Below are 15,536 nucleotides of genomic sequence, written 5' to 3'. Positions count from 1 at the left end.
CTTATCCTTTATCGTTATCTTGGCAGTTATTAGCTAATGCAAGAGAGAGGTAATCTAAACTTTGGACTAATAGTTGGCTACCTAAAGTGGTCAAAATTGACTCGGGATGAAACTGAAAACCTACCGCTTTGTCTTCTCTGTGAATGATAGCCATTGGCATCTCTTCTGTAGTCGCAATAACCTCTAGGCAATCCGGTACTTGGGTCGCCACTAAGCTGTGATAACGGGCAACAGGAAGCGGTGAGGGGAGGCCTGCAAAGATATCTGTGCCGTTATGAAAGGTTGGGCTAGCTTTACCATGAACCACTTGTCCTGCACGCTCAACTTTACCGCCGTAATGCTCAACCAAGGCTTGATGTCCTAGGCAAATCCCCAGCATAGGCACTTTGCCTGCAACGCATTCAATTAAAGCCATTAGCGAGCCAGCTTCATGGGGCGCGCCTGGACCAGGTGACAGTACAAGCGCCGTAGGTACGGTTTCATTGAGTAATTTGTTAGCGATAAAGTTGGCATCGACATCATTACGATAAATCACGACTTCGTAGCCTAGGCTTCTAAACTGATCCACTAGGTTGTAAGTGAAGGAGTCAAAGTTATCTAACAGATAGATTTTCATAGCCCACCTCCCATCTTAATGGCTGAAATAACGGCTTGTGCTTTTTGGCGAGTTTCATCGGCCTCCGCTTGCGGATCCGAATCGAATACGACGCCCGCGCCTGCTTGAATATAGGCGGTACCATCTTTGACGAAGGCCGAGCGAATAACAATGCAGGTATCCATATCGCCAAGACCATTTAGGTAGCCTACTGCGCCGCCGTAACTGCCGCGGCGTGTTTTTTCGGCTAAGCGAATAAGCTGCGCCGCACTGACTTTGGGTGCCCCTGTTAAGGTGCCCATATTCATACAGGCTTGATAGGCATGCAGCGCATCTAAATCGTTTCTAAGTTGGCCAGTGACACGGCTAACTAAGTGCATCACATGGGAGTATCTATCGACTTTTAATAGTTCAGGTACTTTGCGAGTGCCACTTTGGCTGATGCGAGCGATATCGTTGCGGGCCAAGTCCACAAGCATGATGTGCTCAGACAACTCCTTCTTATCAAGACGCAGCTCAAGCTCGTTGCGGCTATCGAGATCAAAATCTATGTCGCCATTGGCTGTCTTGCCGCGCTTTCGCGTTCCGGCTATGGGGTAGATCTCTACTTGGTTACTCTTAGCCTCATATTTAAGGGCGCTCTCAGGAGAGGCACCAAAGAGCGTGAAGTCATCACCGCGAAAGTAGAACATGTAGGGACTTGGGTTTGTCAGCCTCAGTGCGCGATAGGCACCTAATGTATTGGGGCAAGGTAGGCTGAAACTGCGTGATGGCACCACTTGGAAAATGTCACCAGCGATGATGTGCTCTTTTAGGCTATTAACCGTGTCTTTAAAGTCACTGTCAGAGATATTCACTTGCGTATCTGCTTCGATGGCTTGTAACTCGGCAATGGGGACTAATGACTGGCAGGCTTGCTGTAACTGTGCCATACGCTGCGCCTGTGAGGCTGTAATGTTATCTACGGCGCCTTGTGCTTGAGAAACAAATTGGTGAGTGATGATTTCAGCGCTTTGCTGCTGATGGTCCACAAGAATTAAGGTTTCAGCGAGATAAAATAGGTAGTCAGGGCAGGTGTTATCGCCTTGTGGCACACTTGGCAATGGCTCGACAGTATCGATTAAGTCATAGGAGAGTACGCCACCTAAAAATAGATCTTCAAACTCAGGGCTTTCATCGCAGCGAATGTGCTTAACTAGCGCTCGCAGACCATCGAGAGGAGAGGTCGACTTTAGGCGAGCATCTTCATCGAGTTGGTTGGACTCTTTTTGTAAGGTAAGGCTTAAGTTTGAGTCATCAAAATGGTTAATTACCGTGGTCGCAAAGGCCTGTTCGAAGAAGGACTTGATAGGCGAGATTAGTGTCTTACCATTGTCAGTTAATGCGCTAAATTCAAGTTGGTAGCCACTGCAGCGGATCATCATTGCAGCGTGGGTTAGCACGATACTCTTTAAGTGGTCTTTGCTGTCAATTTCAGCCGATTCCAGTAGCATGGTGTGAGGGGCATCTTGAGTTACATGCTGGTATAGACTAAGTGGATCGTCATGATACGCCAGCGCCTCTTTTTGGGTGATAACCTTAGCGATAGTGTGTTCCATGCTTATGCTCCTGCCTTGTAGGGTCTTGCATTGTTCATTGTTTTATCTCACTTTTTTAACCTGCCGCTTCGGGGTTTCTCTCTTCTTGCTTATTTTATTATCGCTTAGATACAAGAAAGCCCGCAGTGTATGCGGGCTTTCTTGTTGAATCTTGACTCAGTTTTCTGAGCACACAGTTCCACACCACCCGCTAATTTGGGAAGTGCCACCACCAATTAATGTTTTGGAAAGTAATAAACTGTGTCATTTAAAATTCATCTTGTTTGTTCAGTGACTATATAGAAACATTTGCGGGTGAAAGCTGTCAATCGAATATTTCCATTTTTGATTGATTTTCACTAATAGAGTGAAAATATTTCTCTAATTTTATCTTTCTGGCGTGGTTTTAATCTTTTTTGAGTGGATCTTGCTAAAAATGTGCTTATTGAGTTTGGATGTTTGTAGCGTTTAGCTTGTTAATTAAACTTTGCGCGTGATAATGCGCCAATCCAGACACTGATGAGCACGGTATAACATGCCGTGTGGCCATTTTTCATTATGCGTGATTCAATTTTCGGATGGCCAAGGTGCAATGAGGCTGGTTTCACTCGAGTCAGGCTTGATCTAGCTCAAACTTATCGCAACGTTTGTTAATTGTTTGTTGTTATCCTTGCTGATTTTGGCACACTGAAAATGTGGCCCCAAAGGAGTGACTATGGCTTCAATTAATCAGCTTTTCAAAGCCTTGTTTAGTAGTTTTAAAGATCTGATCCCGATAATTTTGGTGGTCTGCTTTTTCGAGGTATTTGTTCTGCAGCAAGCGCCAGATAACCTCTTGTCTATACTCATCGGCCTTGTCTTCATTGTCGTCGGTTTAACTTTCTTTGTATTTGGTCTCGAAATGGGGCTGTTCCCTATCGGGGAGTCTTTAGCACATGCCCTAGCGCGTAAAGGCAGTGTTTTTTGGCTGGTGGTTTTTTCTTTCTCTCTTGGCTTTGGTACGACGCTGGCTGAACCCGCATTAACCGCAGTCGCAAACGAGGCGGCTGAGGTTGCCGCTGATGCCGGAGCAATAGCATCGACCGAAGAGTCTATGGATAGCTATGCTTTGGGGTTACGGCTAACGGTTGCGCTATCGGTAGGGCTGGCAATTTTACTGGGGGTGGTCAGAATTTTAAAAGGCTGGCCGATCCATTACCTGATTATTTCAGGGTATATCATCGTCATGATTTTGACCTCATTTGCCCCAGAAAACATCATAGGCATCGCCTATGACTCGGGCGGGGTGACGACGTCTACGATTACTGTACCCTTAGTGACCGCTCTCGGTGTGGGCTTAGCAACAGTGATTAAGGGGCGTAACCCCATGCTTGATGGTTTCGGTTTGATCGCGTTTGCCAGCTTAATGCCGATGATCTTTGTGCTTATCTACGGAATGCTGGTGCTTTAAAAAGAGTGCTTTAATGTCGGTGCTTTTAATACCAGTGTTTTTAATACCAGTATTCTAAATAGGAGTGCTTTAATGGATATGTTGCAGCAAGTACTCGATACCTTGCTGGTGACCATCAGGGATGTGGTTCCTATTGCGATCATTCTATTTGGCTTTCAGCTTGGTGTGTTGAGAAGACCCGTGGCAAATTGGCGCCGCGTCGCTGCTGGCTTTGTTTATGTCATTTTAGGACTAAGCTTTTTCTTAGTGGGTCTTGAGATGGCGCTATTTCCGATCGGTGAGAGTATGGCTGAGCAGCTCACCTCCCATGAATTTATCCATGAAGACGATCTTGAAAATACCGTTAATGGCTGGCAGGACTATTATTGGGTCTATATTTTTGCAGCGGCGATAGGCTTTAGTACCACGATTGCTGAACCATCACTTATCGCGGTTGCGATAAAGGCAAATCAGGTTTCCGGCGGTACCATAAGCATTCAGGGCTTACGTATTTCGGTGGCAATCGGTGTCGCCTTTGGTATCGCGTTAGGTTGTTTTCGTATCGTTGTGGGCGATCCTATTCATTATTACATCATGGCGGGTTATGTGTTGGTGGTGATCCAGACCTTTTATGCGCCTAAGACCATAGTACCACTGGCCTATGATTCTGGCGGAGTGACCACATCCACCGTCACCGTGCCGTTAGTGGCCGCCTTAGGTCTGGGACTTGCTACCAATGTCGATGGTCGCAACCCACTGATTGATGGCTTTGGCCTTATCGCCTTTGCCAGCTTATTTCCGATGATCACTGTGATGGGCTATGCCCAGTTAGTGGAACTTAAGAATAGAACCCAAAAGGAGCGAGATAATGCGCTTTAAACTGATCTTGGTGTTTATTGATGACGCCTGTACCGATTCGATCCTCGATGCGGCTCGCAGTAAAGGAGCGACGGGGGCGACTGTGATTAATCACGCTCGTGGTGAAGGGCTGAATAAACAGAAAACCTTTATGGGCCTATCGTTAGACGTGCAGCGTGACGTGGTATTGTTGTTGGTTGAAGAGCACCTATGCCGCTCGATTTTAGAAACGGTCAGTGAAGTTGGCGGTTTTGACAGCGATTCGGGTAAAGGCATTGCGATTCAAATTGATGTAGAAGACGCCGTTGGTGTTGCCCATCAAGTACAAAAACTTACTCATGATATTGAGGATCAAATATGAAAAGCGAAAACTTAGTCAGAAATCATGATGTCATGAGTCAAGATTACGCCATGATCGATGGGCTGCAAACCGTGGCCGATGCCATTGAACACGCGGTGACAAGCAAGGTAAACGTGCTGTTTGTTAATAAGCGCCATGACGATGATGAATTTGGCATGGTACTGATGAGTGACATTGCTAAGAAAGTGCTGGCACAGGATAGATCGCCCGAGCGAGTCAATGTATATGAGATCATGGTCAAGCCCGTACTATCAGTCCCCGGTACGATGGATGTGCGTTACAGTGCGCGTCTATTTGAGCGTTTTGGTATTACTAAGGCGCCTGTGATTGAGAGCGGTAAGATAGCGGGATTGGTGAGCTACCACGATATTGTGCTTAAAGGCATGATCAATAAGGTGAGATAATTTTTTGAAAACGAACGCCGAGTCAGGGCTTTCTCGGCGTCTCTTTGTACTCTTAACTCTTATTCCTTACTCTTTATTTTTAAACTGATTATTCTTTAACTGAGCTGGGATCTGCTACACTGGCCCTGGTTACTTTTCAATTTAAGTTCAATTTGTCATGCAGCGCCCACCACTACGTCAAGCTAAAACCATCGATAATGTTTTTAATAGTGCTTATTGGCATCTAAGCCAGCAAGATTTCACTATCAATGAAATTCGCAGCAAGCTTGAACGGAAAACCGAAAACCAAGAGTGGATCGATACTGTACTGGCTAGACTTATTGAGAGCGGCTATCTAAAAAGTGATTTTGAGTTTGCAGTACGCTATTGCGAGCTGGCCTTTAGCCACGAGTTAGGTACAGGTGCTATAAGGCGCAAATTACAACAGCGGGGCGTCTCCATTACTGAGATCGATAGCGCGATAGAGCGGGTGATGGATGAGCAAAATGTCGATACCTTTGAGATGGCTACATCTAGGCTTCTCGGCAAGTATGATAACTTTCATGGCACTAACAAAGAGAAAGTCTTCGCTCAGATGACGTCAAAAGGATTTTCTCGAGTAGAGATAGAGCACGCCTTATCACAGCATCCACAGTGTGACACTCTGCGCAGTAAATTGGCGGTGAAGGCGGATAAAGTCGACTTAAGCAGTGAAATAATCAAGTTATATAACAAAGGAAAAGGTCAGACTCTTATTGAGCAGGAGCTAAAGCAGCGACTGATTGATTTGAGCGACTTTGAAGAGACTTTGTATCAATTGACGCTTACTGGCGATGTCGATTTTTATCACAGCTGCAAAGAGGAGCTAGCTAAAAAGCGTTATGACTTATCGGACTATAAAGAGAAGTCTAAAGCATACGCCTATTTATCCCGTAAAGGTTTTAGCAGTGACGAGATCAAAGAGGCGATGAGGCTAGATGATGAGGCGTGAAGATATCAATCATTACGAATGAATAAAGCTATTCATTGCATTTTATCTAAATTGCTATTTTTGAATCAACAAATATAGTGCATTCCCGGTTCCACGAGAAGTCATCGTATTTTCAACTATGCTTATTGGCAGTTATGCGTAAGTCAATAAAAGGTAGGAAAAGGTATGAGATTGAATCAATTCGTGTTGCTGACTTTACTTGGTTTACTGGCATGCTCGGCTCAGGCTATAGAACTTAGCAGTAGCGATATTATTGAGGGTAAAACGCTCAATAAAGCTCAGCTATTTAATCAGTGGGGCTGTAGTGGAGAAAATATCTCTCCAGAGCTCAGCTGGAGCAACGTCCCCGAAGGCACTAAAAGTTTTGCCGTGACAATGTACGATCCCGATGCACCGACAGGCAGTGGCTGGTGGCATTGGTTAGTCATTAATTTGCCAGCGAACAGCCAAGGCTTAGCTGCTAATGCAGGCCTAAAGGGAGGAGCAAATCTTCCAGAGGGAACTAGCATGGTAACGAATGACTTTGGTTTTAAAGGCTTTGGTGGTGCTTGCCCGCCAGCGGGTTCTGCTCCGCATAATTATCAGATCACCGTTTACGCCTTGGATATTGCCCATATAGAGCTGCCAGATAACGCGACGGCGGCATTAGCGGGATACAATATCTATCAACATCTTTTGGATAAGGCGACACTGATGGCGCCGACAAATGCTAGATAGTCTAGAAACACTGGCTTGAAATAGAGATGAAAAAGGCAGCTTATGCTGCCTTTTTCTTTTTATAGCCTTTGCTTATGCAAATTTCTTATCGAGGAAGTTGATGATCTCTGAGGATTCATACATCCAAGTCGATTGACCATTTTCGTCAATCTTCATACAAGGGACCTGCAGCTTGCCACCACCGTTTAGTAATGTACTCTTGTGCGGCTCTTGCTTGGCATCGAGTGTAACGATATTTAAGCCTTGACGACGAAGTGAGCGACGAACCTTAACGCAAAATGGGCACGCCTTATACTCGTAAATAGTCATGTTGCTGGTTGCGCTGTCGATTCTTTGTTGCTCTTCTTGTGGACGCTTCAGTTTTTTAGGCGCAAAAATAAAGTTTAAAAACAAAATGATACGGCCTAATATCCAACGAATAATAAACATTAACTACCTCTGATGTATTGATACTCGCGCAGATTTTAACTCAAGTGTTACAGGGTTGAAAGTATTGGATAAAGAACACTTTTCATTTTTACAATAAATGCCACTGACAAACGCCGAGTTGTTCAACTTTACCTGTAATGAATAAGAGACTGGCATCATCTGGGCATAAACAGAGTTGCTGCTTGAACACAGCTAGCTGTTGTTGAAATTGGTCGCTTCGCAGCTGTGCTTGGTCAATATGAGGTGCAAACATAAAGTCCACGAGATTGAGGGCACTTAAATCATCGAGCCCACAGTGGTTGATGTCGCCACAGAGACTGGCACTTGCAATCGAGGGGGTCATAATCATAGCCCCCGCGCTAATGCCGATAAGGCCACCGCCATTGATGGCGTATTGGCGCAGCACAGGCAATAGCTTTCTATTTTTAAGGCCCTTTAAGAAACGGTAAGTATCGCCGCCTGAGAGATGAATGGCATCGCAGTTTAGTAAGCGTTCGACAGATTGTTGTGAAAATCCCCCCTCTAATTCGAGATAAACACTGAGTTCGGCACCGAGGGTTTGATACATGTGCTGAGCTTGTTGATAGAACTCTCGATGTGGATCGGGCTGTGATGCGATATAGCCAACCCTTAACGGCGAACGCTTATTAACGCCAATGAGCGACTGTAGTAGCGCATTGATTGCCGCTTGGCCATTTTCGGTGTTTGGATCACTCAGTAGGGCGAGTTTCATCTATCACTCCTTAGAGCTTAGTTGCGAATGAGTATGCATAGACTTAGGTCATAGGATTGACATTAACTGATTAAATCTAATAACAAAAGTGAAAGAGAGACTATTTTGCAAGGAAAATAAAAAGGCACACTAATCATTAGTGTGCCCTTTGTGGCTTGTGTTTCACCTAAAGGTAAGCTTACTTGGCGGACAAGGTTAACAAGGCTTGGCTTGCGCCTGTGTTAAGCTCTACTCGACTATCAAGCAGGAATATTCTTTCCGGTGCGATATTTCTCTTTTCGATCAAGTAGGTTTTCACCGTAGTTGCCCGTTGTTGAGCCAGCTTTCCGACTGCATCCTCGGCAATGCGTTGGGCGCCTAAGGTAAAATTATATAGAGCCATATGCCAGCGCTGAGATAATTGCTCTGCGGTTAGTTTTTCTTCCCCTTGATGTTCTGCCGCTATCTTATCTTTTACAGCCTGAGCCGAACGACCAAGCTCTGTCTCATACAGAGCAATCAGTGCATCAGATAGCGGCCCTGTTGTAGGGTAACTACTTGGCGAAAGCGCTAGCGGAAGTGTCTTGATATCAAGCTTGGCGGTTTGGGCCAGTTTACGTTTAAGTTTAAGTTCACTGAGGGCATGGCTGTCTTCAAGCATGTTAACGCCTCCCTCAACATTGAGGGTCAACATGGGTCTGTCATTCAGCCCTTCGGCTAATTTGTCTAAGGTTTCTTGCTCTCTATCGTCTAGAGTTGCGATACCTGCAGCAAAATTGATCTTATCGAGTTCCCCTTCATCGGCACCAAGTAAATTAGCGAGCAAACTAAAGGGCGCGGTCACGGCTTTGGTGATCACATTGGTAAAGGCTGTCATTACTATGCTGCCAATGCTAAAGCTTGGATCGTCAACATCGCCAGAGACCTGCAGGCCTAAATCAATCACTCCATGCCTGTCTTGCAGTAGTGCGATGGCTAAGGTGACCGGCAAGGTGGTTGCTAGGCTACTGTCGCTCGGTTTTCCCAGTTTTAACTGGTCTACCACCACGTGGTTGTCACCGACTAATTTGTTGTCATCGAGTCGATATTTTAGATCTAAAGAAAGCAGTCCTTTATCTATGTAGTAGCCGGCATAGGTACCCGAGTAAGGGTTCACCGAGGTTAGCTCAACATGCTTAAAGCTTAGGGCAAGGTCGAGATAGGGCCGTTCCAGTAAGGGGTTTATATCACCTTTTAGCGTGACGGGGGCATAGCGGTCAATTTTACCTGTGATATCGACCGATGCGGTTTGCTCACTGCTTGATGATAATTTACTGATGCTACCATCTAAGTGTTCGATGCTGGCGGCAAAGTTGGGGGTTAACGAGTTATCGGCGAAGAAGGTTGAGCCATCTTTAAAGCTGATTTTATTGATAGTTAATGCCAAAGGCTGAGTAGATGCTTCGTCAGTGCTACCTTTAGTCGTCACCTTGGCGGTGACGGCGGTGTTTGGGTGCGCGCCTTTAGACTTTTCAATTGTGGGTTCGGATTGCGGCTGTACCACAAGATCGCCGATGTTGGTGCTCTTATCTTTAGCAATGATGATGCGGCCGAAGGGCTGATTAAGGGCTACATGGTCGATATCGAGACGGTTGGCGGTCTTATCAAATGCCACACGGTTGATGGCTAGGCCTTTCCATTTGAGTAGCTCTTTTTTCTGTACTGTGTCTTTAATGAGTAGATCATCAATCGCTAACTCGCCGATATAGCTTAGTTGCTCGGTTTTAGCATCGATTACCAGTTCTCCCTGGGTATTGAAATCACCTTGCTTAAGCTCGATATTCACATAAGGCTTCAGGTAGTCTTGTAGCTGCGGCAAGGCAAACTCAGTAATAGACACTTTGGCATTCACTAACTGTTTTAACGCATCTATGCTGCCGCTAGTTTTAACTATCCCTTCTTGGTTAATATTGAGCGACAGTTGATAGTCTATGGGCTTAGCCAGACTTGCCTCTATTGCGCCAGTGGTGAGGTTAATGTCGTCTATCTGCCAAAGGGTGCTTTTAGTTAGCAACCGCTCAGTGAGATTGACTTGATAATCTTTAAGGTTGATTCCCTTGAGCACAGTCGTCCAGCTAGACTTGCTTTGCTCTAGACCTAGGTTGTTTGTGTTATCGTCAGCTTGTGTGATGGGCTTTGCTTTAGTCTCTTGTGCTGGGGCGCTGGGTTCACTTAATGGGGTGAATAGCGTGGCAAGATCAACCCCGTCTTTACCAACTTTAGCGTTAAGCACTAAGCCATTGGTATCTAAGCTTTCGGCCATGACAGTTTGCTGCTGCAGATTGAAGGCGATGCCTTTAAGGGCAACCATGGGCAGCTTGATTATCGACTGCTTCTGGTAATCAAAGTTAACATCGTCGAGTTGGACTAGCCCTTGGTCAGTAGAGACTTCGAATTTGTCGTCTTGCATCTGAAGCAGGTAATGACTCGATAGGCTCAAACGGCCAGAGGTGAGTTCTGGCGCAAAGTGCTCGGAGATAAACGACCAGAACTGTGGTAGCTGTATGTCACTCAATTTCACATCGCCAACAATGTTAAGGGGAGCGAGCTGCACTATGCCTTGAGTCGCAATATTCCCACCATGACGGCCAACAACCTGTATCGAGTAGTGATTAGTTTTTTGTTGTTCACCAAGATTTTCTAGCGCTGTTTGGATGGCATATTCTGAATCGAAAAACTTAACATTTAGATTGAGTTCAGGGTAGTGCAGTTGGCTATTCGTGACACGATCGATAAAGCTTAAATCGGCATTCACGATAGCTAGGTTGGAGATAATAAAATGCGGAATGGCAGTCGTTTGTGTCGACTCTTCGCTGGCATCCTCTTTAGTGCGGTTAGCTAAGGTGTCGATAATATCTGAAAAATTAAAGCGTAATGCTTGCGGTGCTTTTATACGCTGAACATTGATTGCCGGGTTGGTCAATGTGATGTCGGCAACGCTAAATGCACCATTAAAAATCGAGTCCCAAAATTGGTATTCAAAGGTGAGCTGTTTAAAGCCGATAAAAGGCTGGTTATTGGTTTCGTGAAGCTCGAAGTTATCAATTGCGACTTCTAGGGTAAAAGGATTGATCTTTACTTGCTCTAAGGTCACAGGTCGTTGCAGTAGTTCAGATAGTTGCTTAGGCGCTTGTTTGACCACAATATAGGGAACTAAGAGACCTAAAAGGGCGGTAAAGCTAAGGTAAATGGCGGAAAGTATGATGAGCAGGCGCTGATATCTAGGGCGTTGCCGATAGCCATTGAGTATAGGTTTAAGTAAATTTTTGATAAAAGACATACTGACCTTCGTCGAATTAAATGTGGCAGAGTGTTTATCGCTTTAACGGGAGAGCCCCAAGGCGGGTCTGTTAAAGGCTGATACACCTATTTCAATTTTAGACTTATTATCATTTAAATGAGCCGTGTATCATATGCTTTTGGCGTTTTTAGTGAAAATATTTGTTAACGATAAATATAGTGCGATTTTTTATAGATCTAATCTTATTTAATACAAAGGGTTACCCTCTATTGCGACCTACAATTAATCTGGTCATTAAACAAGCTGTTTGTGACGCATCGCTAATTCGATAGGGGTAAGCCTATTGCCTCGGGTCTTTCTTGATTGATACCATAGCGCGTTTTCAATTTTGCTCTGGGGAATTAGCTTGAATAAGAGTGTTATCACCAATCTGCTTGCTGCCATTCTTGTTGCAGTGGGCTATTTTTTTGCCTTACCGATCGTGTTAACAGTGGGGTTATTTGCGTTATCGGGTGCGGTGACCAACTGGCTCGCTATCCATATGCTGTTTGAAAAGGTGCCGGGCTTATATGGTTCTGGTGTCATCCCCTCACGCTTTGAGGAGTTTAAGGCGGCGATTGCTCACCTTATGATGAAGCAGTTCTTTACCGAGGAAAATATCGACCGTTTCTTGTCTGAGAAAGGCGGTGTGGAAAAGCAGTTAAATCTGCAACCAGTGATTGAGAAAATTGATCTTTCGCCAGCATTCGATGCACTCGTAAGCACGGTGGCCCAATCTTCTTTTGGTGGTATGCTGGCGATGTTCGGTGGCACAGATGCCATAACGCCGCTACGTGAACCTTTTATTGAAAAAATGAAGAGTTCGTTGAGTGAAATAGCTCAAGGTGATGACTTTTATGAGCTACTAAAAGCCGAGCTTGAACAGCCGAACATGATTGCGGATATGCGCGCAAAAGTGGAAGAGATTGTCACCCAAAGACTCGATGAGTTAACGCCACAACTTGTTAAAGAGATAGTGCAGGAGATGATCCGTGAGCACCTTGGTTGGTTAGTGGTCTGGGGCGGAGTATTCGGTGGCTTAATCGGTTTCGCTGCAGCGCTGATTCAAGGCTAAGTCGTTAACGGTTAACAGGTGTGAAATAGGGAGCTTAGGCTCCCTTTTTTATGGCTATTGCGTCATCTTGAGTGACTGTTGTGATTAACCTACTTATTCTAGTAGCTGCTATCTAAAACTGAATATGTTTTAATCAATGGCGAGTGGAATAAACACAGGTTCACAGGAGTGACAGATGCAACACAGTCAAAACCAACATCATAGTATTAACTATCTTGAGATCCCGGTAAAAGAGATCGATAAGACCAAGGTGTTTTTTAATCAAGTGTTTGGATGGGAGTTTGTCGATTACGGCCCAGACTACACTTGCTTTGTCGATGTCGGTATAACGGGCGGCTTTTTTGTTAGCGACAAGTCATTCACCACTGACTCTGGCAGTCCATTGATTGTGATTTACTCTAAAGAACTCGAGGCGTCACAAGCTAGTGTGGTGCGAGCGGGAGGGGAGATCTGCAAAGCGATATTTTCTTTTCCGGGAGGACGGCGATTCCACTTTCTCGATCCTAATGGTAATGAATATGCCGTCTGGTCTGAATAAACTCCTATTACTCTTTATTACTAGCAAAGAGAGCAGAAAATGCCCCATTGTACGATTGAATATTCAGCACCTTTAGCCGAGTTGTTATCGATTGAAGCCCTAGTGACTGCATGTCACCGCGGCCTCGTTGAGTCACAGCTGTTTGAGCCTCAGGCAATCAAGACCCGTGCTCACAGTTGTGAATTTTTTAAAGTGGGCGATTCTGATGAGGCAAACTTTATTCATCTTAATATTGCTATCATGCCTGGGCGAACCGATGAGCAAAAATCTCTGCTGCTTGAGCGAGTGTATGATGCGATTGCGCTTATCACTGCATCGGTTTCGAGTGTGACTATTGAGATCGTGGATATTAATCAGCACTATTTTAAGGCGCTTAATTAACATATCACCTTGTATTGCTTATGTTTAAACAGCAAAAAGCCACTCAAACGAGTGGCTTTTTAATTGAGCAAGGATCAGCTAAATGCTTTGGTTTATGAGCAGTGGCTTAATAAGCACTGTCGTGTACCGATTGCACGGCTCGACCCGATGGATCGATGATCCCTTGCAGACTCGCATCCCAAGCCAGTGCTTCAGGGGTTGAGCAGGCTACTGATTTACCGCCTGGTACCGTTTCTGCGGCTGTTGGCAGCGGGAACAACTCCTCGAAGAAAGTACGGTAGAAATAGGCTTCCTTCGTTTCCGGCGTGTTGTATGGGAATCTAAACTTAGCGTTGATTAATTGTAGATCGTCCACCTTTTGCGCGGCGTGATCTTTAAGACCATCGATCCAAGAGTAACCAACGCCATCGCTGAACTGCTCTTTTTGGCGCCAAGCTACTTCTTTAGGCAATTTATGCTCAAAGGCTTCGCGTAAAATGTGCTTCTCGATCTTGCCGTTCTTAGACATTTTTGCGTCAGGGTTGGTGCGCATCGCCACATCCATAAACTCTTTGTCTAGAAAAGGTACGCGAGCCTCAAGTCCCCAAGCCGCCATCGCTTTGTTAGCACGTAGGCAATCGAATAGGTGTAGCTTGTCTAACTTACGCACGAGCTCTTCATGGAAAGCTTGAGCGTTTGGTGCCTTATGGAAGTACAGGTAACCACCAAATAGCTCATCGGCGCCTTCACCTGACAACACCATCTTAATGCCCATAGCCTTGATCTTACGCGCCATCAAATACATAGGGGTGGCAGCGCGGATGGTGGTGACATCGTAAGTTTCTAGGTGATAAATCACGTCTTTAATCGCATCAATACCATCTTGGAAGGTGAAGGTGATCTCGTGGTGAATAGTACCAATCGCATCGGCCACCTTTTGTGCTGCGACTAGATCTGGCGCACCTTCAAGGCCAACGGCAAACGAGTGAAGCTGGGGCCACCAAGCATCGCTCTCACCGTCGTCTTCGATGCGGCGCTTAGCAAATGTTTGGGTGATGGCTGAGATGACTGATGAGTCGAGGCCACCGGATAGCAAGACACCATAAGGCACGTCAGACATCAATTGGCGCTTAACTGCTGCTTCTAATGCGTCACGTACATCTTCTGCGCTGGCAGGGTTATCTTGAACCGCGACAAATTCACGCCAGTCACGTTGATAGTAATGGGTAAGCTCGCCTTTTTCACTCGACAGATAGTGGCCTGGGGTAAAGGTTTCTACGGTCTTACACACAGGCATGAGCGATTTCATCTCTGATGCTACGTAGAAGTTACCTTCAGCATCTCGGCCGGTGTAGAGTGGGATGATTCCCATATGGTCTCGACCGACAAGGTAGGTATCACGGGCCTTGTCGTAAAGTACGAAGGCAAAAATGCCGTTGAGCTTATCTAAGAACTCTGTGCCGTACTCTTGATATAGAGCCAAGATCACTTCGCAATCAGAGTTTGTTTGGTAGCTGTACTTGTCACCAAGCTCGGCCTTTAACTCTTTATGGTTGTAGATCTCACCGTTTACGGCTAATACGATAGATTCATCTTGGCTAAGTAGAGGTTGTGCACCGTGTTCAATATCAACGATGGCTAAACGTTCATGGGCCAAAATGGCTCTGTCACTGCTGTAAATTCCAGACCAATCAGGGCCACGGTGACGCAGAAGTTTGGACATCTCTAGAGCGACTTGGCGCAGCGGCGTCGCGTCAGATTGAATATCTAAAATTGCAAAAATTGAACACATAGGTCACTCCAAAAAAATTCTGTCTTAAACTCAATTGACTATTACTCTGCCATCGAAAACTCAATAACACAAATCCGTCTTTGATGAATTGTCTGTATTTTTGCGTTTTTGCTGGTGAAATTTCGAATTTTGAAACGCATTAAATGATGATTGCTTGGTTTTTTGCGTGTTTTTGTGTGGATTATTTATTTTTGCGGCGTTTAGGTTGGTTGGGGATTGGATAATTCTCAATGACAAGCGTTTAAAACCGCTTTGGCGAAATAAGTCGATAAATATCAGTTTTTAGTTTGAATTTTGAACGAAATAGTCACAGTTTGAGAAGTCTGTAGTTGGTTGTATTAAGGAGGAACAAAAAAACGCCGACTCGTTAATTGTAAGTCGGCGTGTTGGAAAGCGGTAT

The 15,536-nt window shown here is 45.2% G+C and carries 15 protein-coding genes and 1 other annotated feature; of the genes, 9 read left to right on the top strand and 6 right to left on the bottom strand.

The genetic code is table 11. The features are described 5' to 3' along the window. Position 1 precedes the first annotated feature (1 nt). Positions 2 to 616, bottom strand: coding sequence for an aminodeoxychorismate/anthranilate synthase component II (locus L1D44_RS07330; RefSeq protein WP_239889534.1), 615 nt, complete (start codon positions 614 to 616; stop codon positions 2 to 4). Further along, positions 613 to 2,193, bottom strand: a complete 1,581-nt coding sequence (locus tag L1D44_RS07325; RefSeq protein WP_239889533.1) for an anthranilate synthase component 1 — start codon at positions 2,191 to 2,193, stop codon at positions 613 to 615. Before L1D44_RS07325 ends, L1D44_RS07330 begins: the two co-directional genes overlap by 4 nt. Before the next feature lie 110 nt (positions 2,194 to 2,303). Continuing rightward, positions 2,304 to 2,413 (bottom strand) — a sequence feature (Trp leader region). Positions 2,414 to 2,887: 474 nt separating this feature from the next. Between L1D44_RS07325 and L1D44_RS07320 the strand changes: the two genes are divergently transcribed. The 6 genes from L1D44_RS07320 to L1D44_RS07295 all read left to right on the top strand — a co-directional run bounded on the left by L1D44_RS07320 (position 2,888) and on the right by L1D44_RS07295 (position 6,911). Then, the gene (locus L1D44_RS07320; protein ID WP_239889532.1) at positions 2,888 to 3,622 is read left to right on the top strand and encodes a DUF1538 domain-containing protein; all 735 of its coding nucleotides are present in this window, start codon (positions 2,888 to 2,890) and stop codon (positions 3,620 to 3,622) included. 72 nt (positions 3,623 to 3,694) lie between these two features. Beyond that, entirely contained in the window at positions 3,695 to 4,480 is a 786-nt protein-coding gene (locus L1D44_RS07315; protein WP_220767758.1) for a DUF1538 domain-containing protein, read from the top strand. Then, on the top strand, positions 4,470 to 4,820 hold the full coding sequence (locus tag L1D44_RS07310) for a P-II family nitrogen regulator (RefSeq protein WP_220767759.1): 351 nt from the start codon (positions 4,470 to 4,472) through the stop codon (positions 4,818 to 4,820). Before L1D44_RS07315 ends, L1D44_RS07310 begins: the two co-directional genes overlap by 11 nt. Then, positions 4,817 to 5,224 carry a CBS domain-containing protein gene (locus L1D44_RS07305; RefSeq protein ID WP_239889531.1) on the top strand — a complete coding sequence of 136 codons (408 nt, stop codon included), beginning with the start codon at positions 4,817 to 4,819 and terminating at the stop codon, positions 5,222 to 5,224. Before L1D44_RS07310 ends, L1D44_RS07305 begins: the two co-directional genes overlap by 4 nt. A gap of 157 nt (positions 5,225 to 5,381) precedes the next feature. Continuing rightward, positions 5,382 to 6,194, top strand: a complete 813-nt coding sequence (locus L1D44_RS07300) for a RecX family transcriptional regulator (protein WP_239889530.1) — start codon at positions 5,382 to 5,384, stop codon at positions 6,192 to 6,194. A 165-nt stretch (positions 6,195 to 6,359) separates the two neighbouring features. Continuing rightward, positions 6,360 to 6,911, top strand: a complete 552-nt coding sequence (locus tag L1D44_RS07295) for a YbhB/YbcL family Raf kinase inhibitor-like protein (RefSeq protein WP_239889529.1) — start codon at positions 6,360 to 6,362, stop codon at positions 6,909 to 6,911. 72 nt (positions 6,912 to 6,983) lie between these two features. Here the strand turns inward: L1D44_RS07295 and L1D44_RS07290 are convergent, their stop codons facing one another. The 3 genes from L1D44_RS07290 to L1D44_RS07280 form a co-directional block, all read right to left on the bottom strand. After that, positions 6,984 to 7,340: a glutathione S-transferase N-terminal domain-containing protein gene (locus L1D44_RS07290; protein WP_239889528.1), complete on the bottom strand. Its 357-nt coding sequence runs from the start codon at positions 7,338 to 7,340 to the stop codon at positions 6,984 to 6,986. Positions 7,341 to 7,428: 88 nt separating this feature from the next. Next, positions 7,429 to 8,073, bottom strand: coding sequence for a Type 1 glutamine amidotransferase-like domain-containing protein (locus L1D44_RS07285; protein ID WP_239889527.1), 645 nt, complete (start codon positions 8,071 to 8,073; stop codon positions 7,429 to 7,431). Positions 8,074 to 8,251: 178 nt separating this feature from the next. Then, positions 8,252 to 11,371 (bottom strand): DUF748 domain-containing protein, encoded by a 3,120-nt coding sequence (locus tag L1D44_RS07280; RefSeq protein WP_239889526.1) that lies wholly within the window; start codon positions 11,369 to 11,371, stop codon positions 8,252 to 8,254. A gap of 367 nt (positions 11,372 to 11,738) precedes the next feature. On the opposite strand from L1D44_RS07280, the gene L1D44_RS07275 reads away from it, so the two are divergent. The 3 genes from L1D44_RS07275 to L1D44_RS07265 all read left to right on the top strand — a co-directional run bounded on the left by L1D44_RS07275 (position 11,739) and on the right by L1D44_RS07265 (position 13,365). Then, a complete protein-coding gene (locus tag L1D44_RS07275; protein ID WP_239889525.1) occupies positions 11,739 to 12,446 on the top strand; it encodes a DUF445 domain-containing protein in 708 nt (235 codons plus the stop codon). 175 nt (positions 12,447 to 12,621) lie between these two features. Then, positions 12,622 to 12,984 (top strand): VOC family protein, encoded by a 363-nt coding sequence (locus L1D44_RS07270; protein ID WP_239889524.1) that lies wholly within the window; start codon positions 12,622 to 12,624, stop codon positions 12,982 to 12,984. Between the two features lie 39 nt (positions 12,985 to 13,023). After that, positions 13,024 to 13,365: a 5-carboxymethyl-2-hydroxymuconate Delta-isomerase gene (locus tag L1D44_RS07265; RefSeq protein ID WP_239889523.1), complete on the top strand. Its 342-nt coding sequence runs from the start codon at positions 13,024 to 13,026 to the stop codon at positions 13,363 to 13,365. 106 nt (positions 13,366 to 13,471) lie between these two features. On the opposite strand, the gene asnB is transcribed toward L1D44_RS07265, so the two are convergent. Next, positions 13,472 to 15,136 carry an asparagine synthase B gene (gene asnB, locus L1D44_RS07260; protein WP_239889522.1) on the bottom strand — a complete coding sequence of 555 codons (1,665 nt, stop codon included), beginning with the start codon at positions 15,134 to 15,136 and terminating at the stop codon, positions 13,472 to 13,474. Positions 15,137 to 15,536 lie beyond the last annotated feature (400 nt).

Origin of the sequence: Shewanella sp. Isolate13 (genome assembly GCF_022398325.1) — a bacterium.
Classification (GTDB): Bacteria; Pseudomonadota; Gammaproteobacteria; order Enterobacterales; family Shewanellaceae; genus Shewanella.
This window is presented reverse-complemented; position numbering and strand designations above follow the sequence as displayed.

What these genes read in the sequence shown, in the direction of transcription:
- L1D44_RS07330 (WP_239889534.1), bottom strand. Translation starts at nt 616, where the DNA reads ATGAAAATCTATCTGTTAGATAACTTTGACTCCTTCACTTACAACCTA.
- L1D44_RS07325 (WP_239889533.1), bottom strand. Translation starts at nt 2,193, where the DNA reads ATGGAACACACTATCGCTAAGGTTATCACCCAAAAAGAGGCGCTGGCG.
- L1D44_RS07320 (WP_239889532.1), top strand. Translation starts at nt 2,888, where the DNA reads ATGGCTTCAATTAATCAGCTTTTCAAAGCCTTGTTTAGTAGTTTTAAA.
- L1D44_RS07315 (WP_220767758.1), top strand. Translation starts at nt 3,695, where the DNA reads ATGGATATGTTGCAGCAAGTACTCGATACCTTGCTGGTGACCATCAGG.
- L1D44_RS07310 (WP_220767759.1), top strand. Translation starts at nt 4,470, where the DNA reads ATGCGCTTTAAACTGATCTTGGTGTTTATTGATGACGCCTGTACCGAT.
- L1D44_RS07305 (WP_239889531.1), top strand. Translation starts at nt 4,817, where the DNA reads ATGAAAAGCGAAAACTTAGTCAGAAATCATGATGTCATGAGTCAAGAT.
- L1D44_RS07300 (WP_239889530.1), top strand. Translation starts at nt 5,382, where the DNA reads ATGCAGCGCCCACCACTACGTCAAGCTAAAACCATCGATAATGTTTTT.
- L1D44_RS07295 (WP_239889529.1), top strand. Translation starts at nt 6,360, where the DNA reads ATGAGATTGAATCAATTCGTGTTGCTGACTTTACTTGGTTTACTGGCA.
- L1D44_RS07290 (WP_239889528.1), bottom strand. Translation starts at nt 7,340, where the DNA reads ATGTTTATTATTCGTTGGATATTAGGCCGTATCATTTTGTTTTTAAAC.
- L1D44_RS07285 (WP_239889527.1), bottom strand. Translation starts at nt 8,073, where the DNA reads ATGAAACTCGCCCTACTGAGTGATCCAAACACCGAAAATGGCCAAGCG.
- L1D44_RS07280 (WP_239889526.1), bottom strand. Translation starts at nt 11,371, where the DNA reads ATGTCTTTTATCAAAAATTTACTTAAACCTATACTCAATGGCTATCGG.
- L1D44_RS07270 (WP_239889524.1), top strand. Translation starts at nt 12,622, where the DNA reads ATGCAACACAGTCAAAACCAACATCATAGTATTAACTATCTTGAGATC.
- L1D44_RS07265 (WP_239889523.1), top strand. Translation starts at nt 13,024, where the DNA reads ATGCCCCATTGTACGATTGAATATTCAGCACCTTTAGCCGAGTTGTTA.
- asnB (WP_239889522.1), bottom strand. Translation starts at nt 15,136, where the DNA reads ATGTGTTCAATTTTTGCAATTTTAGATATTCAATCTGACGCGACGCCG.